General features: G+C 38.8%; 22 protein-coding genes. 15 read left to right on the forward strand and 7 right to left on the reverse strand.

Annotated features, from left to right (window positions below; translation table 11 throughout):
- Nucleotides 1-17: 17 nt before the first annotated feature.
- Complete coding sequence (locus tag WA338_RS11610; protein WP_272984784.1) at nt 18-278, reverse strand: DUF4834 family protein; 261 nt, start codon at nt 276-278, stop codon at nt 18-20.
- Between the two features lie 174 nt (nt 279-452).
- Between WA338_RS11610 and WA338_RS11615 the strand changes: the two genes are divergently transcribed.
- Together WA338_RS11615 and WA338_RS11620 are read left to right on the forward strand one after the other, a co-directional pair.
- Complete coding sequence (locus tag WA338_RS11615; RefSeq protein WP_272984786.1) at nt 453-1,343, forward strand: transporter; 891 nt, start codon at nt 453-455, stop codon at nt 1,341-1,343.
- A 40-nt stretch (nt 1,344-1,383) separates the two neighbouring features.
- Nucleotides 1,384-2,502, forward strand: a complete 1,119-nt coding sequence (locus tag WA338_RS11620) for a GNAT family N-acetyltransferase (RefSeq protein WP_009780418.1) — start codon at nt 1,384-1,386, stop codon at nt 2,500-2,502.
- Between the two features lie 28 nt (nt 2,503-2,530).
- Here the strand turns inward: WA338_RS11620 and WA338_RS11625 are convergent, their stop codons facing one another.
- Nucleotides 2,531-3,211 carry an SIMPL domain-containing protein gene (locus WA338_RS11625; RefSeq protein WP_009780419.1) on the reverse strand — a complete coding sequence of 227 codons (681 nt, stop codon included), beginning with the start codon at nt 3,209-3,211 and terminating at the stop codon, nt 2,531-2,533.
- Nucleotides 3,212-3,255: 44 nt separating this feature from the next.
- The gene (locus tag WA338_RS11630; RefSeq protein WP_009780420.1) at nt 3,256-3,906 is read right to left on the reverse strand and encodes a rhomboid family intramembrane serine protease; all 651 of its coding nucleotides are present in this window, start codon (nt 3,904-3,906) and stop codon (nt 3,256-3,258) included.
- A 124-nt stretch (nt 3,907-4,030) separates the two neighbouring features.
- Here WA338_RS11630 and WA338_RS11635 point away from each other — a divergent pair, with 124 nt between their 5' ends.
- On the forward strand, nt 4,031-4,918 hold the full coding sequence (locus tag WA338_RS11635) for a lysophospholipid acyltransferase family protein (RefSeq protein ID WP_262494761.1): 888 nt from the start codon (nt 4,031-4,033) through the stop codon (nt 4,916-4,918).
- Between the two features lie 3 nt (nt 4,919-4,921).
- Here the strand turns inward: WA338_RS11635 and glmM are convergent, their stop codons facing one another.
- On the reverse strand, nt 4,922-6,310 hold the full coding sequence (gene glmM / locus WA338_RS11640) for a phosphoglucosamine mutase (protein WP_009780422.1): 1,389 nt from the start codon (nt 6,308-6,310) through the stop codon (nt 4,922-4,924).
- Between the two features lie 156 nt (nt 6,311-6,466).
- Between glmM and WA338_RS11645 the strand changes: the two genes are divergently transcribed.
- The 5 genes from WA338_RS11645 to WA338_RS11665 all read left to right on the forward strand — a co-directional run bounded on the left by WA338_RS11645 (nt 6,467) and on the right by WA338_RS11665 (nt 10,964).
- On the forward strand, nt 6,467-7,096 hold the full coding sequence (locus tag WA338_RS11645; protein WP_009780423.1) for an acyloxyacyl hydrolase: 630 nt from the start codon (nt 6,467-6,469) through the stop codon (nt 7,094-7,096).
- A gap of 53 nt (nt 7,097-7,149) precedes the next feature.
- Nucleotides 7,150-7,761, forward strand: coding sequence for an acyl carrier protein phosphodiesterase (locus WA338_RS11650; RefSeq protein WP_040532739.1), 612 nt, complete (start codon nt 7,150-7,152; stop codon nt 7,759-7,761).
- Between the two features lie 4 nt (nt 7,762-7,765).
- Entirely contained in the window at nt 7,766-9,520 is a 1,755-nt protein-coding gene (gene ggt / locus WA338_RS11655) for a gamma-glutamyltransferase (RefSeq protein ID WP_009780425.1), read from the forward strand.
- A gap of 104 nt (nt 9,521-9,624) precedes the next feature.
- Nucleotides 9,625-10,218 (forward strand): SatD family protein, encoded by a 594-nt coding sequence (locus tag WA338_RS11660; protein WP_009780426.1) that lies wholly within the window; start codon nt 9,625-9,627, stop codon nt 10,216-10,218.
- Nucleotides 10,215-10,964 carry a DUF3307 domain-containing protein gene (locus WA338_RS11665; protein ID WP_009780427.1) on the forward strand — a complete coding sequence of 250 codons (750 nt, stop codon included), beginning with the start codon at nt 10,215-10,217 and terminating at the stop codon, nt 10,962-10,964. The genes WA338_RS11660 and WA338_RS11665 overlap by 4 nt, the downstream gene beginning before the upstream one ends.
- On the opposite strand, the gene WA338_RS11670 is transcribed toward WA338_RS11665, so the two are convergent.
- Together WA338_RS11670 and WA338_RS11675 are read right to left on the reverse strand one after the other, a co-directional pair.
- Nucleotides 10,961-13,507: an ABC transporter permease gene (locus WA338_RS11670; RefSeq protein ID WP_272984791.1), complete on the reverse strand. Its 2,547-nt coding sequence runs from the start codon at nt 13,505-13,507 to the stop codon at nt 10,961-10,963. The genes WA338_RS11665 and WA338_RS11670 overlap by 4 nt on opposite strands.
- Complete coding sequence (locus WA338_RS11675) at nt 13,504-14,190, reverse strand: ABC transporter ATP-binding protein (protein WP_272984792.1); 687 nt, start codon at nt 14,188-14,190, stop codon at nt 13,504-13,506. Before WA338_RS11675 ends, WA338_RS11670 begins: the two co-directional genes overlap by 4 nt.
- Before the next feature lie 118 nt (nt 14,191-14,308).
- Between WA338_RS11675 and WA338_RS11680 the strand changes: the two genes are divergently transcribed.
- The 5 genes from WA338_RS11680 (at nt 14,309) to WA338_RS11700 (ending at nt 18,608) form a co-directional block, all read left to right on the forward strand.
- Nucleotides 14,309-15,007, forward strand: a complete 699-nt coding sequence (locus WA338_RS11680) for an arylesterase (protein WP_009780430.1) — start codon at nt 14,309-14,311, stop codon at nt 15,005-15,007.
- A gap of 2 nt (nt 15,008-15,009) precedes the next feature.
- On the forward strand, nt 15,010-16,323 hold the full coding sequence (locus WA338_RS11685) for an MFS transporter (RefSeq protein ID WP_272984793.1): 1,314 nt from the start codon (nt 15,010-15,012) through the stop codon (nt 16,321-16,323).
- A 352-nt stretch (nt 16,324-16,675) separates the two neighbouring features.
- Nucleotides 16,676-17,275, forward strand: coding sequence for a YdeI/OmpD-associated family protein (locus WA338_RS11690; protein ID WP_272984794.1), 600 nt, complete (start codon nt 16,676-16,678; stop codon nt 17,273-17,275).
- Between the two features lies 1 nt (nt 17,276).
- On the forward strand, nt 17,277-17,696 hold the full coding sequence (locus WA338_RS11695; RefSeq protein WP_272984796.1) for a DUF1801 domain-containing protein: 420 nt from the start codon (nt 17,277-17,279) through the stop codon (nt 17,694-17,696).
- A gap of 84 nt (nt 17,697-17,780) precedes the next feature.
- On the forward strand, nt 17,781-18,608 hold the full coding sequence (locus tag WA338_RS11700) for an alpha/beta hydrolase family protein (protein ID WP_272984798.1): 828 nt from the start codon (nt 17,781-17,783) through the stop codon (nt 18,606-18,608).
- Nucleotides 18,609-18,758: 150 nt separating this feature from the next.
- Here WA338_RS11700 and WA338_RS11705 read toward each other — a convergent pair whose 3' ends face one another.
- Nucleotides 18,759-20,054, reverse strand: coding sequence for an NAD(P)/FAD-dependent oxidoreductase (locus WA338_RS11705; RefSeq protein ID WP_009780436.1), 1,296 nt, complete (start codon nt 20,052-20,054; stop codon nt 18,759-18,761).
- A gap of 124 nt (nt 20,055-20,178) precedes the next feature.
- On the opposite strand from WA338_RS11705, the gene WA338_RS11710 reads away from it, so the two are divergent.
- Entirely contained in the window at nt 20,179-20,673 is a 495-nt protein-coding gene (locus WA338_RS11710) for an RNA polymerase sigma factor (protein ID WP_009780437.1), read from the forward strand.
- A 4-nt stretch (nt 20,674-20,677) separates the two neighbouring features.
- Nucleotides 20,678-21,319, forward strand: a complete 642-nt coding sequence (locus WA338_RS11715) for a hypothetical protein (RefSeq protein ID WP_009780438.1) — start codon at nt 20,678-20,680, stop codon at nt 21,317-21,319.
- The last annotated feature ends 173 nt before the right edge of the window (nt 21,320-21,492 follow it).

Genomic DNA, 21,492 nt, shown 5'->3' on the forward strand with positions numbered 1-21,492 from the left:
AAACTAAAGCGTGGAAATTAGTCAATTTCTTCATAATCGATATACTCTCCCACATTTTTATTTGAACGCTTTTCCCGGTTAGGTACTTGATCAATTATTGTTTCACCTTCTTTTTCTGAAGGTGCAGGTTGCTGACCATAACCTTGAGCCATATTTTGAAAACGCTGTCCTACTTTTTTGGCCAAATAACGCATTATATAAGGCGATAGCAGTCTGAAAAGGATACGTAAACCAAAAAATATAAGGAGAATTATAAGTAGTGTCTGTATAAACTTCATCGATACAAGATTTGAAGCAAAATTAACCAATAGCATACGTTTTAGCCTTAAAAAAAGAATAAATCCTATGGTCTCGCTTCTCTTTAATAGTTAGGCTATCTCTTATTTTTACATTATGTTTGTGAGGTTGAGGCTTTAAATCTCTAGCTCCTAATTTTAAGAAAATCAGAAACTATGCCGGTACGATTGCTATTTAGTTTATCGCTTTTGCTATGCTTAGCTACGCAACAGGCTAGCTCCCAGTATACTGAAACTATAAACTCAAACAGACCCGGGCAATCTCAAGGCGCATTTGCAGTAGGACGCGGTGTTTTTCAAGCTGAATTAGGTGCCACAATGGGTCGAGAATCCCACAATTTATTGTTTACCGAAACAGATAATATTGGCGGAGAGTTTCAGCTGAGATACGGAGCCGTTAGGGAACAACTCGAGTTTAACTTTAGTGGTTCTTACTTATATGAAGATATAACACCAACCTCTGGGAATGCTGAACCTTATTCTCACAGTGGTTTTCCTATTGTTACGATAGGTGCAAAATATTTGCTTTATGATCCCTACAAGAATTATGAAGAGAAGGTAAATCTTTACAGTTATCACGCGAACAGAGCTTTTAAATGGCGTACCTTGATTCCTGCTGTTTCGGTATTTTCTGGAGCTAATTATGTTTACGAAGAAAACAATCCCTTTTTACCAGAAAGTCAATCTGGTTTCACACCCAAGGCCATGATTATTACACAGCATAACTGGGGCCGCTGGGTATGGGTAAACAACTTTATATACGATCAGTTTTTAACCGATTACCCTACCAAAGCCTGGATCACTACAATGACACACTCTTTTAACCCTAAAATCGCTGCTTTTGCAGAATTTCAGGTTATTATGAGCGATATCTATGCAGATGATATTTTTCGTTTTGGTGGCGCTTATTTAATTACAAAAGATTTACAAGTAGATATAAGTGCATTAATAAATTTTAAAGAAACTCCCAAGCGACAACAACTAGGTTTAGGTTTATCTTACCGGCTCGATTTTCACAGCAATGATGAATTGCTTCCGCAGAAATAAAAATACGGTTACCTTTACACGCTATATTAGTTAGAGTAGAATGATTACAATAAAAGAAATGAAAACAAAACAGGAACTGACGCAGTTTGTCAAGTTTCCGTTTTCACTTTATGATAAAAGCAGTAACTGGGTTCCGCCGTTGATCAACGACGAACTTGAAAGCATGGATCCTGAAAAAAATCCTGTTTTTAAAAATGCCGAAGCCCGCTTCTTTTTGGCTTTTAAAGGAAAAAAACCGGTAGGGCGTATTGCAGCCATCATTAATCATATCGAAATAAACGAGCAAGGAAAGCCTAAAATGCGTTTTGGGTGGTTTGATGCTATCGATGATCTTGAGGTAACCAAAGCACTAATTGCACAGGTTGAAGAAATAGGTCGTGCCAATGATCTTAAGTGGATTGAAGGTCCCGTTGGCTTTAGCAATATGGAAAAAGCCGGAATGCTCATTGAAGGCTTCGAGTATCTCAATACCATGATCACTTGGTATAATCATCCTTATTACAAAGAGCATTTTGAAAAACTCAATTTTGAGAAAGCTTCAGAATGGGTAGAATATAAAATTCAGATTCCTGAAAAGTCTCCAGAAAAAGTTGAAAAGTTTGCGCGTATTATCGTTGAGCGCTACAACTTAAAACTTATTCATTTTAAAAATAGTAAGGAGATTCTACCTTACGTAGACGATATGTTTGGTTTACTCAACAAAACCTACAATGATCTGAGTACTTTTGTTCCTATTCAGCAATACCAAATCGATCATTATAAGGATAAGTATATCAAATACATCAATCCACATTACATCAAATGTATTGAGAATGCTGAAGGTAAACTCATTGCCTTTGCGATCACGATGCCATCCTTTAGTAAAGCCCTTAAAAAAGCAAATGGAAGTTTATGGCCTTTTGGATTTATTCATCTATTGCGTGCACGTAAAAACAACGATACAGCCGCTTTCTATCTTATAGGTATTGATCCTGAATATCAAGGAAAAGGAGTTACCGCAGCGATCTTCCAGACGATGCAAGATTTATTTACTGCAAATGGAATTACTCAAGTAGAAACCAATCCTGAACTCGAAGAAAATAAGGCGATTCAACAGCTTTGGAAAAAATACGACCATCAGCTGCATAAAAGAAGAAGGACTTATAAACGTGATTTATAAGCCCTTCAGAAATTCATTCTTTATAGGATTACTCAAGAAGCATAAAGCTTACTTGAATTTTTGAGGTAATCGTTAATTCTCCAGGAGCTAAAGTGCGTTGTGTAGCATCAGCTGATTCTGCCATTGCAACTTTATACATAGGTTGTGGCTGTGGCGCGCTAGTTCCTAACTCTGAGATCGCAACAGCTTTTCCTATACTTTGACCTAAAACACCTGCATATTCTGTTGCTTTTTCTTTTGCATTTGCTACCGCCTTTTTGCGCGCTTCTGCTTCATAAGCTTCCATCTTTGAAGAAGAAAATTCTACACCGTTTATCGTGTTAATCCCTGAAGATACAAGACCAGCCATGATTTTGTCATAAGTAGACAAATCCTTCAGTTTTACAGAAATCGTCTGACTCGCACGGTAATTATACGTTTTTGTATTGTAATCGTAATTCTTGTTTAGATTAACATATTCGGTCTGCACCTGGTTCTGCGGAATATTCATTTTCAATAAATAATCAAGCACTTTATCAACACTTGTATCATTTTCCGCCTTTACCGTTTTAGCATCTTTACCTTCGGTTTGAACTCCCATTCTAATAGTAACTTCATCAGGAACAGCAATTACTTTTCCTTCTCCTGTTACATTTACTGTAGGTTGAATTGATTGTGCGCTAGCCATACTTGTCACAGCAGTTATGGCAAGAATTAAAATAGATTTCATAATAGTTGTTTTTTATTTATCACATAAAAGCAAGACCTATGCCATTAAATCTTGCCGGTCTTGTTCAGGATAAATAAAATTACAATAGGAATCGCTAACAAGCCTACCATCAAGGTGTTAATCTGAAGAAGCACAGGAGCCATTAACAAAGTAATAACATAACCACCCACTGCTCCGCCAAAATGAGCATCGTGACCTATGTTATCATTGTTAGCACGCATCCCATAAATGGAATACAACAAATAACCTATTCCAAAAATATACGCCGGGATGGGAACCGGTATAAAAAACATATACAAACTCATATCAGGATTAAGTAAAATCGCTGAATATAAGATGCCGGAAACGGCGCCACTTGCTCCAACCGCCGAAAAATGGTACTCATCCTTATGAAAATAATAGGAAAGCAAATTTCCTAAAACTAAACTTCCTAAATACACCACAATAAACTCCCAATTTCCTAAAAGACCAATAACGATTGGCGCAAAGAAATAGAGCGTCAACATATTAAAAAACAAATGGGAAGTACTTACGTGCAAAAAGCCAGAAGAAAGAATGCGTATGTGTTCACCACGACGCACCGCTCCGGTGTTAAACTTATATTTTTCAAAAAAAGAATAATCGTTAAAACCCTTCATTGAGATCAATACATTGATCCCTATAACGACTACGGTAATTAAATTTAAATCACCCATAAAAGCTCAAATTTTGCTTTCAAATATACCTATATTTGCGCACTAAGTGCCGCTAAAATCAAATGGTTTACAAATAGCCTTTTTCCAACAAAAGGAGTCCTTTTTTTGAGCACGACAGATTAGAATCAAAAAATCATCGCACATGCAACGCCTACTCTACTGGCTGGTATATCCCCTCTTGTGGATAATTTCAAAACTTCCGTTCTGGCTGTTCTACAAAGTATCTGATGGAATTTTTATCCTTGTTTACTATGTTGTTGGTTATCGTAAAAAAACCGTGCGTTTTAACCTAAAAACAGCATTTCCTGAAAAGTCTGATGCTGAAAGAAAAGCCATTGAGAAAAGATTCTACAAACATATGTGCGATATGTTTCTTGAGATGATCAAATCTATTTCAATCTCTGCAGAAGAATTGAAGAAACGCTTTCAGTTTGACGATCTAACCATTGTTGAAAAATTGGTCAAAGAACAACGCAGTTCGCTGATTATGATGGGACATTATGCCAGTTATGAGTGGCTTACTGCACTTCAGTTTTATTTTGAACATAACGGCTACGGAATTTACAAGCGCATAAAAAACCCATATTTTGATAAACTCATTCACGAAATCAGAGAAAAATGGAATTCAAAATTAATCGCCAATAAAGAAGCTACCTTCATTATTAGAAAACAACAACGCGCCGGTAAAATGGCAACCTATGCATTTATAGCAGATCAATCGCCAAAGACTAGAAAACATTATCACTGCACAGATTTTTTAGGACAGAATGTACCGTTCTTTTCGGGAGTTGAACGCCTGGCAAAATCTGAAGATATGCCGGTTATCTATCTTGCTGTAAACAAAATAAAAAGAGGCTATTACACAGCCTCTTTTAAAGTAATCACCGAAGATCCTAACACACTCCCTGATCATAAAATCACAGACGTTTTTGCTAAACTTCTCGAAGCTCAGATCAAAGAAAATCCGGAGTATTATTTATGGACGCATAAACGCTTTAAACATGCGCTTTAAAATTTAGATACCTGCTATCGTTTTGATCGCTGCGATCATACCATCAGCAACTTGATCTGCTTCAGATTGACTTCCTGCTTCGGTATAGATTCGAATGATAGGTTCTGTATTTGATTTTCTGAGATGTACCCAATGGTTTTCAAAATCAATTTTCACTCCATCAATGGTGTTTACTTCTTCCTCCTGATAGCGCTTTTCAATTTCTTTTAGAATACCATCAACATCTAAAGTTGGTGTTAATTCTATTTTCTTTTTACTCATAAAATAAGCGGGATAGCTTGCACGCAACTCACTTACTTTAATCTTCTTTTTTGCCAAGTGTGTTAAAAATAGTGCGACGCCAACTAATGCATCTCTTCCGTAGTGTGATTCAGGAAAAATGATTCCGCCATTACCTTCTCCTCCAATCACCGCGTTCACCTCTTTCATTTTGGTCACTACATTCACCTCTCCAACTGCAGCTGCGTGATACGTGCCGCCGTGCTTTTGAGTGACGTCGCGTAAGGCTCTAGATGAACTTAAATTAGAAACGGTGTCTCCGGGGTTTTCACTCAACACATAATCTGCACAAGCGACAAGCGTATATTCTTCACCAAACATTTCGCCGGTTTCATCAATAAAAGCAAGACGGTCAACATCTGGATCAACTACAATTCCTAAATCGGCATTTTCTTCAGGAACCAATTTACAGATATCAGAAAGATGTTCTTTTAAAGGCTCTGGATTGTGCGGAAAGTTTCCAGTAGGCTCACAATATAATTTTTCTACATAAACACCCAAACGTTCCAGAAGCATTGGGATCGCAATACCTCCGGTAGAATTTACACCATCTACTACAATTTTAAAATTTGCTGCCTTAATTGCATCTTCATCAACCAATTCAAGGTCGAGCACTTCGTCAATATGAATGTCGATATACGCATCATTTTTATGTATCGCTCCCAATTGATCTACTTCTGCAAAGGAAACCGAAGCCTCACTTGCTATTTTTAGAATTTCGGCACCGGCTTCAGCATTGAGAAATTCGCCATTCTTATCAAGAAGTTTTAAAGCATTCCACTGTTTAGGATTGTGAGATGCGGTTAGGATAATTCCACCATCGGCGTGTTCTAGCTTTACTGCCAGTTCAACGGTTGGTGTAGTTGAAAGGTCAAGGTCTACAACGTCTATACCTAAACCTACTAAGGTTTGCATCACCAACTGTTGCAGCATCTCACCACTCAAGCGCGCATCGCGCCCCACGACAATTTTATACTCGTCCTTATTTCGTTGCTTTTTGATAAAAGTACCGTAAGCTGCTGCAAATTTAACCGCATCAATAGGTGTCAAATTATCTTCGGGCGTTCCTCCTATGGTACCACGTATTCCTGAAATAGATTTTATTAGGGTCATTTCTTTATTTCATTTTAATTAGACAGAATTACACTTTGCAGATGCATCCTGTATTACTTTATGCAAATATAGCATTAAACTATCTCCTAAGATTTTTTAAACTTTACACCTCCCAACACACCCCTATTAAATTGAATAACAACGCAATATCAGTTTATGTGGAGGTATTTTACACTTATTTTTCTTCTTTTCGGTCTTACTTTTGATACTTGCGCTCAAGAAAATGTACAAGGTCGGTTTTATCAACTAGGCTTCAATTTTGGATATGCTTCGGTAGACAATTTTATTTTTAAAGACGACGATTATTATTACGAAGTCTACCTGCACAAAATTCAAATACTCTACCGAATTAAATCAGGAAAAATAGACTATGACTTTATCTTTCAGCCTGAGATTAATAGAGCGCACCATAAGCTTTACAATCCTTGGTTTGCCGGTCATCCCGATGTTTTTAGTGCGTACAGAACGCAATTGATGACCCTCAAAACCATCAACGAATACATCATGAATTGTGGTGTGATCTTACGAACATCAATTACAGAAAATCTAAATATGTATGGTTTGGCCAGTATTGGTCCGGGTTATTTTGACAAAGGTTCAGAGCGTATGGCTAAAGGTATTGGCTTTTCTGATAATCTTGCTTTAGGATTGAATTATAACTTTTTAAAAGAACTTGTGCTGGATTTACGACTTGGTTTTAGGCATGTTTCTAATGCCGAAATCAAACAACCTAACGAAGGTTATGATGCTATAGAGTTCAATATAGGCTTAGCATACAGGCTTTAATTTTTCAGAAAATCTATAGGCAGGCTTATCCTGATAATTTGTAATTTAAGCCTGTGAATTTTTTAGCCCATATATACCTCTCCGGCAATGATACGCTTTTAAAGCTTGGCAATTTTATGGCAGATGGTATCAAAGGAAAGCAGTACCAGACCTATAGACCACAACTTCAAAAAGGTATTTTACTGCACCGTAGTATTGATAGCTTTACTGACTCGCACCCCATCGTAAAGCAAAGCACAAAAAGACTGCATCCTAAATACAGTCATTATAGCGGTGTCATAGTAGACATTCTTTATGATCATTTTTTAGCTAAAAACTGGAAAAAATACCATCGCAAACCACTGGCGCCATATGTAGAAGACTTTTACGATTTACTCGATGAACATTTTGAGTTGCTTACGCCTTCAATTCAACGTATGGTACCACATATGATCGCAGACAATTGGTTATTGAGTTATGCCGAAATCAGTGGAATTGCCACCGTATTATACAATATGAATCGACGGACCAAAAATATAAGTGGAATGGATCGTGCGGTTGAAGATTTACAATTACATTACCACGACTTTGAAAATGAATTCACCTTGTTTTTTGACGAATTAAAAGCTTTTTGCTCCAATCGAATCAAAGAACTCGATATTCAATTTAGAATTAAAAACACCTGACCATATGCTTTTAAAAAATTACACCTCTCATATTTTGGCTTTTTCAAAATGTTTGATCCTGAGTTTTTTTATCGTCTTAACAGCCTGTAAAACTGAAACTCCGCATGAACGCACTATTGAACGTGGCAAAATCGCCGATAGTATTATGGTGGTTTCTGCCCGCGAAGAAGCCTCAAGAATTGGTGCCGAAATTATGCGTAAAGGTGGAAATGCTTTTGACGCTTTAATTGCTGTAGATATGGCGCTTAACGTGGCATATCCTTTTGCAGGAAGTTTAGGCGGTGGTGGTTTTATGGTGTATCGCAAAGCAAATGGTGAAGTTGGTAGTATTGATTATAGAGAAAAAGCTCCTATAGCCGCTACTCACGATATGTATCTTGATGCTGAAGGAAATCCTGTTGATTCCTTAAGCCGCCAAGGACCTTTAGCTGTAGGGGTTCCCGGGAGCATCGCCGGTATGTTTGCTATTCACGAGAAATTGGGATCCTTACCTATGGCAGAAATTCTACAACCCGTGATTGAGTTGGCAGAAAACGGATACCAGATTACCGATAATCAATTGGCACGCTTTCAATATTATGCTTCGGTTTTTGATAAAGTAAACGAAAAGGAAACCTTGTATTCTATTGGGTTTCGTGAGAGCGATTCTACTAAAATTAAGTCTGGAGATTTGGTTAAAAATCCGCAATTGGCTGAAACCTTAAAGCGAATTGCTGCAAATGGAAAACAGGAATTTTACGAGGGAGAAACTGCCCAAAAGCTTGTTGAATTCATTCAAAACCACGGTGGAATAATCACACTTGATGATTTAAAAAGTTACGAAGCGGTATGGCGAAAACCAATTATCTCAAACTATAAAAATTTACGTGTGATCGGGATGCCTCCTCCATCGAGTGGTGGCGTGTGTCTTGCTGAAATTTTAAAAATGATCGAGCCTTACGATCTTAAATCTTTCGGTCACAATTCTGTAAAAAGCATTCAAGTAATTACAGAAGCAGAACGTCGCGCGTATGCAGATCGTAGTTTCTTTTTGGGCGATCCTGATTTTAATGACATTCCAATTGATTCACTTACTAGCAAAGATTATGCGGTGAAGCGTATGACAAACTTTAGTTTTGATAAGGCTACACCTTCTTCAGAAGTTAAACACGGAGTGATCTCCGGTTATGAGTCTATGGAGACTACGCATTTTTCGCTAATTGATCAATATGGTAATGCTGTGGCGCTTACCACAACTTTAAATGGTGCCTACGGCTCAAAATTGTATGTTGATGAATTGGGCTTCTTTTTAAATAATGAGATGGATGATTTTAGCGTAAAACCTGGCGAGCCGAATATGTTTGGACTTATTGGTGCTGAAGCGAATAAAATTGAACCTCAAAAACGAATGTTGAGTTCTATGACTCCCACCATTGTTGAAAAAGAAGGCAAGCTTTGGATGACTGTAGGTACTCCGGGAGGATCAACTATTATTACTTCGGTTTTACAGACGATTCTTAATGTCGCTGTTTTTGACTACGGAATGCAAGAAGCAGTTGACGCGCCTCGTTTTCATCACCAATGGCTACCTGATGTAGTTACTTTTGAACCTGATGCTTTTGGTAAAGAGCTTTTAGACACCTTAAGTAATAAAGGATATGAAATCCGTCAAGAGAACAGTGTCATATTAGGGAAAGTAGATGGTGTGCTTGTTTTACCTGATGGCTCTCTAGAAGGTGGCGCAGACCGAAGAGGTGATGATACTGCTGTTGGATTTTAACAGCTATAACCTTATGAGTATATATTTAAGATTATAGCTCATTTAATATATATTTCACTTTATACTCTTTTTAATATATATTTACTATACGTATTTGAGTTTATATGAAAGCAGTACTTACAGGCGATATCATAAATTCTAGAGCAGCTACGGGATGGCAAGAACAACTCGTTTCGGTTCTCGAGATGTATGGCACAACCCCAGAAAACTGGGAAATTTATCGTGGTGATAGTTTTCAGCTTTTACTGGATGCCAGCCACGCCCTAAAAGCTGCATTGCATATTAAAGCCACAATAAAGACCAATAGCGCTCTTGATGTACGTATCGCTATCGGGATTGGTGACTATACTTACAAAGCTAACCATGTAACACAAGCAAACGGAAGCGCTTTTGTACACTCGGGAACTGCTTTTGATGCTATTAAAACAAACACGCTCGTCATACAATCTGACTTTAAATCGGTTGATGAAACGCTCAATATTATGTTTTCTCTAGCTTCCCTAACGATGGATAATTGGCCGGCGGTAACTGCACAAATTGTAAAAGCGCGTTTTGAAGAACCTCATCTCAATCAAACCGAACTCAGTCAAAAACTAGACAAAGCACAAAGTGCTATAAGCAAAGCGCTATCTCGAGCCGGTTATGATGAAATCTCAAAAATGCTCAACTTTTACACCGACCAAATCAATAAGCTATGATCGTACTTGCGCTTAAATTAATACTCGCCCACATTTTAGGTGATTTTGTGTTACAACCCACAAAATGGGTGAACCATAAGCTCAAGCACGGCTGGAAATCCAAGTACTTAGTGACGCACGTAGGCGTTCACCTCTTAGCTTTACTGTTCTTGCTTCAGTTTGAGTCTAAATATTTCTTGGGGATTTTGGTCATCATTCTAACACACTATGCGATAGATGCGCTCAAGATCAAGTACACGACTAAGAAGAACAGTCGTAAACTTTTTATCGCAGACCAAATTGCGCATCTGCTCGTCCTTAATCTCGTGTTGTTTTACTACACGCCTTATCAAATTGATTTCAATGAAATCTTTCATCCGAAGGCACTTTTACTCATCACCTTACTATTTTTTGTGACTTACGTTGCCGGAATTCTTATGCGTATCGCGCTTCAACCTTGGCAAAACGCCATTGAACCTAAATCTAAAAAAGAAGGATCTAAAAGCACTTCTCTTGCGGGCGCAGGCAAAATAATAGGAATTTTGGAACGTCTTTTCGTTTTTACATTCATCCTACTCAATACCTGGTCTGCCATCGGTTTTCTCATCACTGCAAAATCAGTATTCAGATTTGGAGACTTAACCGAAGGCAAAAACAGACAACTCACAGAATATGTACTCATTGGTACCTTATTGAGTTTCGGGATTGCAATAGGAACAGGCTTACTCTTTCAGTATTTAAAAACACTAGACATCTTTAATATCTAAACGCCTTCTTTGCGTAATACTTCTAGCGGCGAACTTTTAATCACACTGCGACTGTTGCTCAATCCAATGGCTAAAACAAGCGCTGTAATTCCCGGAAGTAGAACCAAAAATGGAATTGCCGATGGAACAAAAGCGGTATCAAACGCAAAATAAGCGAGTAGTAAACTGCCCAAGAGGGATAGCAAAATACCAGACAGCGTCCCCAAAAGTCCTAGATACAGATATTCTAAACCTTGAATGCGCAATATTTGCTTGCTCTTAGCTCCCATCGTACGCAACAATACACTCTCTCTTATACGTTGAAATTTACTCGTGCGTACCGCTCCTAACAATACAATAATCCCAATAAGAATACTAAAAAACGCCATGAAGTTGATGATGTAGCTTATTTTGGTAAGCAACTCTTCAACAACGCTAAGCACCTGTCTTAGATCAAGGATCGAAATATTTGGAAATGCTTTCACCAAAACCTGCTGAATGGCTGCCGAAGTTTTTGCATCAGGAACCTGCGTGGTGATCACACCAAATTGTGGCGCACGCTCTAAAACACCTGCCGGAAATACAATTGAAAAATTCAGTTGCATTCTACTCCAGTCTACGGTGCGTATGCTTCCTATTTCGGTTTCTAGAAGTCGGCCCTGTACATTAAAAGTCACCCGGTCTCCTACTCCTACCTTTGCATCTTCAGCAAAATTGTTGCTTACAGATATTGGAACAACCTCAGCTTCTTCAATAAGGTTTCCTGTAAATGTTCCTGCTTGTAAAACTTCCGAAGCAATTAAAGAATCCCTATAGGTCGTTCTAAATTCGTGGTTTAAGATCCATCGATTTATATGCACTGTGGTGTCTTTCTTCAAATCGGCATTATCGCGACCGTTAATGCTTTGCACGCGCATCGTCACAATTGGAATTTGATCTAGCGGTGGTAATTCATTTGAAGATAGTGTTTGTGCAACTTCAGTCATTTGATCCTTTTGCACGTCGAGCAAGATCATATTGGCTTGATTGGCTTCACTATCTAAATTGGCCTGAGCGAGCAAAATATCCTTAGTAAAGTAAAGCGTACTTATCAAAAATGAACCAACGCCTATCGCAAGAATCAACACCACCGTTTGATTCTGAGGCCGGAACAAATTACGTAAGCTTTGCCGCGAGGTAAAACTCCAACTCTCGGGAAAATATTTCCGAAGCATACGCATAAATGCGCGCGCGATTCCACCTAGTATACTAAAAACAACGAGAATCCCGCCTAAGAATGATGCGGCATATTTCCAATCTTCTAACAGCCAAAACGCGAATAAAAACACAAAAGTGAGTATCGCAAACGAAACTGCTATCGCTGTTTTTGATGACTGTTGATTGTCTGAAGCACTTACGCGCAAGGTTTGTAGAGGAGAAACCTGCAACGTACTCAACAGCGGATAGAGCGCAAATAAAACCGACATAAAAGCGCCAATGAAGATTCCTAAAAAGATAACCGGCCAAGATAATTTAAGTGCAACATCTACCGGTAATAATCCTTCTAAAAGAATAGGGAATAACTGCTGCAACAACAAACCGGCGATGGTTCCTAGAATTCCACCAACGAGTCCTAAAACACCAATCTGGATCAAATAAATAAGAAATGCCTGCTTACGGCTCGCTCCCAAACATTTTAAAATAGCGACCGATTTGAGTTTGTCTTTGATGTAAATGGTTGTCGCACTTGCAATGCCCACGCATCCTAAAAGTAAGGCGATAAAACCTACCAAATTCAAAAACTTTCCAAAATTTTCATAGCGTCGGCCAAGACGCTCGCTGGTTGACGTGTGCGTATCGAGATCGGCGTCTGCCTCGTCCAACCGATTATCAATTGCTTGATCAAGAAGTTCCATATCTTGATCAGGTGCTTCAAAATAAAACTCATAATCGATTCGGCTTCCCAACTGAACCAAACCGGTTTTTTCTATAAATGGATACGGAATGACCACCGGCGGAGCGATCGCGCTAAAAACTGCATTGCTTCCGGGAAGCGCTTCAACACCACCCAAAACAGGCAATTTTACCTCCCCTATTTTTATCGTATCACCCACCTGCACATCAAGCTGAAGCATCACCGTTGCATCTAACAAAGCGCCTTGCTTTTCTTGAAAATCTTCTGTAGCTGATTCTGGCTGTGTTTCTAATTTTCCATAAAATGGAAATCCGTTACTGATCCCCCGTACTTGCAACAATTTGGTCGCTTGATTTTTTGGAAACAATGCCATAGAAGAAAACGAAATTTCTTCAGCATCTGCTCCTCCTAAAGAATCTACGATAGCTCGCGCTTCTTCAGTTAATGGATGGTCGCTATCAATTTTAAAATCGGCACCCATCAAGGCTTTTGACTGTAAGGCAATATTATCTTTTAAAGTCTCTCCAAAAGATTGAATCGACACAATGGCTGCAACTCCCAAAATGATCGAAACCATAAAAAGGCTCAACTTCCCGGCACTGGCTTTAAAGTCGCGCCACGCCATTTTTCTCAACCAGCCTAAGCGCAAAGAACTTTTCATACCGCTCATACGCTTGCTTTTGTAAGATTTGCTATTCGACCGCCTTTAATGGTGAGAATATTCTGTGTTTTCTGAGCAAGTTCCATATCGTGGGTGACCAAAACTAAAGTGGTCCCCAATTCTTTATTCAACTCAAAAAGCAAATCAACTACGGTTTCTCCGGTTTCAGCATCCAGATTTCCTGTGGGTTCATCTGCGAATAAAATTTTAGGATCATTGGCAAAAGCTCGTGCAAGTGCTACACGCTGCTGCTCCCCGCCAGAAAGTTGCGATGCGTAGTGATTACCGCGATCTCCAAGACCTACTTTTGTGAGTAATTCCGCTGCTTTTTTCATCGCATGCTTAGCCCCTTGCAATTCTAAAGGAACCGCAACATTCTCGAGTGCAGTAAGCGTAGGTAATAATTGAAAATCCTGAAAAACAAAACCTACATCTTTATTGCGCAATAAGGCACGTTCATCTTCAGTCAGGCTACTGAGTTCAACACCATTTAAAGTCACTGTACCTGAATCTGGTTTGTCAAGACCGGCACACAAACCGAGTAAGGTGGTTTTTCCACTTCCCGAAGGACCAACTATAGAAAAGGTCTCCTTTTCTGTTATACTAAAGTTAATATCGTCAAGTACCTTGAGCGTTTTTGAGCCACTGGTATAGCTTTTTGCTAAATTTGAGATTTCTAAAATTGATGCCATAAATGGGTGTTGCTAAGGAGAATCTTTTTGGACGCTTTTTTGAACCAAAGCTTACGTAAAACCTATGGTGGCGCCAATAAATGCTTAAAATAATCATTTACCTTTTAAATCTACAATCTTGAAAAATAGAATTCCTTTTTACCTCCTTTTTGTTTTCTTGATCCTTGCTGCGTGTAAGGATGCTAACACCACGAATGCTGAAGAAAAAGAATCCCAAAGCACTTCTGAAACCACTAATGCAGAAGATTTAAATTCCACTTCAAACAGTATTCTATTCTTTGGCGACAGCCTAACTGCCGGTTACGGTCTGGAAGATCCAGACAATGCATTTCCCGGTTTGATTCAGGAGAAATTAGACAGTCTCGGACTTGATTATAATGTGATCAATGCCGGTCTAAGTGGCGAAACCACCGCCGGAGGTAGAAACAGATTAGAATGGGTACTGGAACCTGATGTAGATATTTTTGTTTTAGAATTAGGAGCCAACGATGGTTTACGTGGTGTTTCGGTAGCAGAAACGCGTGAAAATCTGCAATGGATGATTGATAAAGTAAAAGCTGAAGCGCCGCAGGCGAAAATCGTTCTTGCTGGGATGCAGCTTCCGCCTAATTTGGGAAAGGAATACACCACCGACTTTAAAAATATGTTTCCGCAGTTAGCTGAAGAAAATAACATTGCGCTCATTCCATTCTTACTACAAAACGTAGGCGGTATAGAGCGTCTGAATCAAAATGACGGTATTCATCCTACCGAAGAAGGTCATAAACTTGTAGCTGCAAATGTGTGGCCTGTTTTAGAACCACTTGTTCAAGAATAGCAATGGCGCAAAAAGAAACCAACCTCGAGCAGCTCTACGATTATCTCAACGATGAGGAAGACGCTAGGAGCTGCAAGGCGATTGATGAGGAATCCTGTAGAGAAACGCCAAAAAATTATTTCCTTATTCTCATAAGCAATATGCTTACCTCTCTGGGTGATACTCTGAGTAATCCTAAAACGGTGCTCACGTGGGTTATGAGTTATGTGAATGCTCCTGTGATGCTCATCAGTTTTATTGTTCCTATTCGGGAATCGGGATCGATGTTACCCCAATTGTTTATTGCGCATTACATTAGAAAACGTGCCGTGCGCAAGTACGTTTGGGTCCTAGGTTCGTTTTTGCAATTTCTTGCTATTGCCGGTATCGGGTTGATCGCCTTATCTTTTGAAGGAAGCATCGCCGGTTGGTTAATCATACTATGCTTGATTGCGTTTAGTCTTTCTCGAGGCTTATGTTCCATCGCTTTTAAAGATGTTCTTGGGAAAACGATTCCAAAGAAAAAACGCGGTAAATTAAAAGGCTACACTTCATCAGTAAGCGGAATATTGGTCTTAGCGGCCGGTCTATTTATTCTTTACCGATCTAAAGATGATGTTGGTATCGAATTTTACAGCTACCTCATTTTCTTTGCTTCAGCCTTGTGGCTTATTGCAGCATTAATTTATGCCAACATCAAAGAATTTCCCGGTGCCACAGAAGGAGGTAAAAACGGTCTAAAAGAAGCCTGGAACCGTTTGAGCTTGCTTAAAGAGGATAAACCCTTTAGAAATTTTATCATTACCCGTTCCTTACTGCTTTGCTCCGCCTTAACTGCTCCTTACTACATTTTGCTTGCCCAGCGCTATGTAGGTAAAGAAGCTTATTTATTGGGGTTGTTCATTATTGCAAATGGCGTCGCTTCAATAATTAGTGCGCCGGTTTGGGGTAAAATGGCAGATAAGTCTAGTAAAAAAGTAATGACTTATGCTGCAATGCTAACAGCGGGTTTAGGTTTAATTGTAGTTGGATTAATTCAATTTGTACCCGGTTTGAGTGATCAGGTTTGGTTGTATCCTGTAGCCCTTTTTGTGTTAGGAATTGCTCATCAAGGAGTGCGCTTGGGACGTAAAACCTACATCGTAGATATGGCTGAGGGTAACCGCCGCACCGATTATGTTGCTGTAAGCAACACGCTCATTGGTTTCATCCTGTTGATTACCGGAGGTTTGAGCGCGCTTGCTTCGCTGATTTCTGTTGAAGGGGTAATCGTTTTACTTTCGGTTCTGGGAATTATTGGCGCTCTTAAAAGTTCTACTTTACCTGATGTAGAATAAACCCTTCCAGAATATTTCACGCAAACTGATACCAATAAAAAACGCCACGTTTTAAGTGGCGTTCTTTCCATAGTTGGATATTGTTATATCGGCTGCATCCTAGATGCCCTTAGATATTAAAGATTACTTCTTTCTAGAAGCAGTCTTCACTGGCTTAACAGCAGCAGGTTTTGTAGCCTGTTTAGCTGGAGCAGCCTTTTTAGATGACTTGTTTTGTGCCATTATTTGACTCATTTTATAGTACTAATGTATGCCGAAATTTGACACGTTTCACAAAGTGTATGGCGTATTTTAGTTAAATTTATAGTTAATTTTTTGAAGCTTTTCTGAAGCTCTTTTTAACCAATAAATTATGAGTAATCCCAGTAAAATAGAGGCTTATTTTGAAACGGAGCATCCTTTTAAAGATGCTATTTTAACACTTCGATCTATAGTAAACCGAACTGCGCTTAAAGAAACCTTTAAATGGAGTGCTCCCGTGTACACCCTAGACGGCAAAAACGTCGCGGGACTGGGTAGATTTAAACGTCATTTTGGGGTTTGGTTTTTTAATGGCTCACTGATAAATGATAAATATGGACGCCTGCACAATGCTCAGGAAGGAAAAACAAAAGCCTTACGACAATTACGGTATATTGATATTTCAGAAATTAAAGAAGATGAACTTTTATACTACCTCAACGAGGCGATCAGCAACCAGAAAAAAGGGTTAGAAGTAAAAGCAGCAAAACCTTCTAAGAAAATAGCACTACCTGTTGAACTCACTCAGGCGTTCTCAGAAGATCACAACTTAGAAAAGGCATTTAAAGCCCTTACTCCGGGAAGACAAAAAGAATATGCCGAGCATATTGCTTCTGCCAAACAAGAAAAAACCAGACTATCCAGACTCGAAAAAGCCACACCGCTCATTCTTGACGGCAAAGGCTTACACGATAAATATAAAAATTGCTAAGATGGCGGCTAATAAAACACAACCTACAGATGCTTCGGTATTAGATTATATTAATGCGGTGACACACGAGCAACGTAGGAAAGACGCATTAGAACTTTATGCCATTTTCAACGAACTTATCCCAGAACCTGCCGTACTCTGGGGCGATAGTTTGATCGGCTACGGAACGTATCATTATAAATATGAAAGCGGCCGTGAAGGTGATTTTTTCCTTACAGGATTTTCACCGCGAAAGCAGAATCTTTCGGTTTATATTATGCCGGGTTTTAAGCGCTATACAGAATTGCTTCAACGATTTGGCAAACACAAAACCGGTGCTTCGTGTCTGTATATCAATAAACTTGCAGACATTGATATTGAGATTCTCAAAAAGCTGATTATCGAATCTGTGGCTTATATGCGTGAGAAATATAAAGCATAAAACACCTCAACGTATTTTACCTTTTTTGACACCAATAAATCAGCTATTTGCACGTTGACCTATCTACAACTATATAATTTAACTATGCGTTTATCCCTTTCTATTCTTATTACAAGTTTAATTTTAGCTAGCTGTGGTTCAGTCAAGAAAGAGAACATCGAGTATTTAGATACAGACTATGAAGCTTCCGCAGAAGCTCCTGAGCTTAATATTTTTCAGCCTAAAGATTCACTTGTGGCTCACGATGTGTTGATTTTTGTTCACGGTGGAAACTGGAACAGCGGGAATAAAAACACCTACTCGGTACTCGGGCGCAACTTTGCAGGCAAAGATTATCTCACCGTCATTCCCGGATATACGCTGAGTCCGTATGCCAATTATGATCAGATGACTCAAGAGATCGCCAAAGCCATCAAGTGGACCCACGAGAACGCCGAAAAATATGGAGGCGATCCCAACCGAATCTTTTTAATGGGGCATTCTGCAGGTGGTCATCTTGCTGCACTGGCTGCTATGAATCCTAAATATTTAGAAAACACAGATTATATAAAAGGAATTATTCTCGACGATGCAGCCGGACTCGATATGTATTCTTATTTGCAAGAAAATCCTCCAGGTGAAGAGGAGTATTACAATGTGACTTGGACCACCAATCCCGAAGAATGGAAAAACGCTTCGCCTTATTATTTTTTAGATGAAAATACACCGCCTATTTTGACCTTGTTGGGGACTAAAACCATTCCGTCACTTTATTATTACAATGATTTATTTCATAATAAACTGCTCGAGTTTCAGCCTGAAGCGCCACTGCTCATTATGAATAAAAATCATACGGCGATGGTGACGCAATTCTTCAATCCGTTGAGTAAGTATTTTAAAGAAATTCAAAATTTCACCTCAAGTATTGAGTAAACTGCCTCCGGGCAAGCCTATCTACCGACAAAGGCAGGCCCACAAGACATTGGTTGAAAACGAATTTTTAATTTCGAGACAAGCCGTGGAGTATCAAATCGTTTTGGTGGCGCCAATAAAAAAGGGACAGTAAAAACTGTCCCTTTTTTATTAATCTTCTTCTGCGATGATCTTGTTCTGTTTAAACGGCCGCACGATAAGTCGGGCTGCTTTATCATAATTGAGATAACTGTAGGTCCAGTTGAAGAAAGTCACCACTCTATTTCTAAAACCTACCAAAAACCATAAGTGTACAAACATCCAAATAAACCAAGCAAGGAATCCACCAAAGTGAATTTTTCCCATATCGACGACGGCTTTATTTCTACCTATGGTCGCCATAGAACCTTTATCAAAATACTTAAAAGGTTCTAGCTCCTCTTTACGCAACATTTTTTTGAAGTTCTTCGCCAGATTTTTTCCCTGCTGAATTGCAGGTTGCGCCAATTGCGGGTAACCTTTTGGGAAATCTTCTGTTTCCATTAATGCGATGTCCCCAATGGCATAAATATTCTGAAAACCGGCAACGCGGTTGTATCGATCTACTTTATAACGATTCAGTTTAGGTAAAAGCGAAGTTTCTTCAAAACCATCAATAGAAGCTCCGGTAACCCCGGCAGACCATATAAAGGTTGCGGTATCTAAAACAAGATCTCCTTTTGTGGTTACGGTATTATTCTCATAATTTCCCACAAAGGTTTCTAAATGAATCGTCACGCCCATATCCTCTAAAAACTTCTGTGCCTTTTCTGAAGACTGCGGACTAAATGGCGGCAAAACGCGATCTGCACCTTCTATAAGGTGTATTTCGATCTCACTGGTATCCATATCAGGATAGTCTGCTTGGAGCACGTTAGAGCGTAATTCTGCTAGAGCACCACTAAGCTCAACACCTGTTGGTCCTGCACCGGCAATAACAAAACGTAAAAGTTCTTTTCGTTTTACGGGATCTTCGGTTCGATTTGCTTTCTCTAGATTTTCAAACATCAAACTTCTAATATTCAATGCCTGTGGAAGACTTTTCATCCAAATCGCATTTTCTTCAATAGTTTTATTTCCGAAGAAATTAGTACGCGTTCCAGTGGCGATCACCAGATGGTCATAATGCAAATCACCAATATCGGTACGCACTTTTTGAAGTTGGGTATCTATGCGGTGCACTTCAGCAAGCCTGAAATGCATATTTTTTTGTTTCCTTATGATCTTCCTCAAAGGATAAGCGATGGACTCAGGCTCTAGCCCAGAAGTTGATACTTGATATAAAAGCGGTTGGAATGTGTGAAAATTTCGCTTGTCGAGTAAAACTACTTGATAATCTGTTTTTTTAAGTTTCTTGATCAGGTTCATGCCTCCAAACCCCCCACCAATTATAACGATGCGCGGTTGGCTAGTTTCAGGAATATTCATGGTAGTTAATTTGTATCAAAGTTAGCTTACAGCCCTCAGACGATTTAATCTTTATCATTATTTTAGCAATAGCTGTAACATATTACCTCGCTTATGTACAAATAAGTCAACTAACAATTTAATATTGGATCCGCAACTTGAAAAACAATTTGTAACTCAGCTTGAAGCCAATCAAAACATTGTGCATAAAATTTGCCGATTGTATACGCACGATCAGGAATCGCACAATGATTTGTTTCAGGAGATAACTATTCAATTATTTAAAGCATATCCAAAATTTAGAGGTGACTCTAAGTTTACCACCTGGATGTATCGTGTGGCGCTTAATACAGCAATCACCCTTTATCGTAAATCTAAGAGAAGGATTAAAACTCAAGATTACGACAATGTGATGTTCAAAATAGCCAGTACCGATTATGATGATACTATAGAAGAACAATTAAAATTAATGTACTCGGCTATCCGGCAGCTTAACGATATTGACAAAGCGCTGGTGTTTCTTTACCTGGAAGACAAACCGTATAGCGAAATTTCTGAAACTTTAGGTATTACTGAGGTGAATGCCAGAGTTAAAATGAACCGGGTTAAAGGAAAGTTGAAAGACTTATTAAAGGTGTAGTACGATGGATGAATTAGATTTTTTAAAAAAAGACTGGAAGCGCCAGGAGGCCGAACTTCCTAAGGTTAGTGTAGAAAGCATCTACACTATGATACATAAACGCTCATCCTCTTTGATGAAGTGGATTTTGTACGTCTCTATTTTTGAATTTGTCTTATGGACAATTCTCAACGTGACAACCGTCAACGCTGAAACCTTAGAGACCTTAAGACAGATACATTTATATGAGTTTGAGATCGTAGGTATCGTTTTACAATATGCCGTTTTAGGTGTTTTTATATTCTTGTTCTATAAGAATTATAAAGATGTACAAACAACAGACAATACCAAGCAGTTGATGCGTCGAATTCTTAGAGTAAGGCGTACCGTAAATTTCTATGTAGCGTACAATCTTATTCTTTTCTTCATCATAGGTATGGTTGTGTTTATCGCTATGCTGAATTTTGATCCTAAGTTTAATGATATCATGATTCAGGCTGAAGACGGCAGTGAGACCATTCCTCTGAGTTTTGTCGCTTTATTTGTCGTATGCCTGCTGGTATTAGTGGCTATGCTTTGGGGCTTTTACAAATTACTTTACGGCATTCTATTAGGGCGTCTAAAACGCAACTATAAAGAATTAAGCAAACTAGAATTACGGGATTAGATCTCGATTAAATTCAGTTAAAACAAAAGCCTGTTTCTACCGAGACAGGCTTTCTTTATGCTCAAAGGTTTCCAAAATCAAAATTTACATTGCCTCAAGGCCACAAAGATTTAAGAAAATCATAATCTTTTTTAGCGCACCTTTAACAAGGCCTCGACTTATTTTTGTGACAA

The sequence above is a fragment of the Leeuwenhoekiella sp. CH_XMU1409-2 genome (assembly GCF_037029365.1).
GTDB lineage: Bacteria > Bacteroidota > Bacteroidia > Flavobacteriales > Flavobacteriaceae > Leeuwenhoekiella > Leeuwenhoekiella blandensis.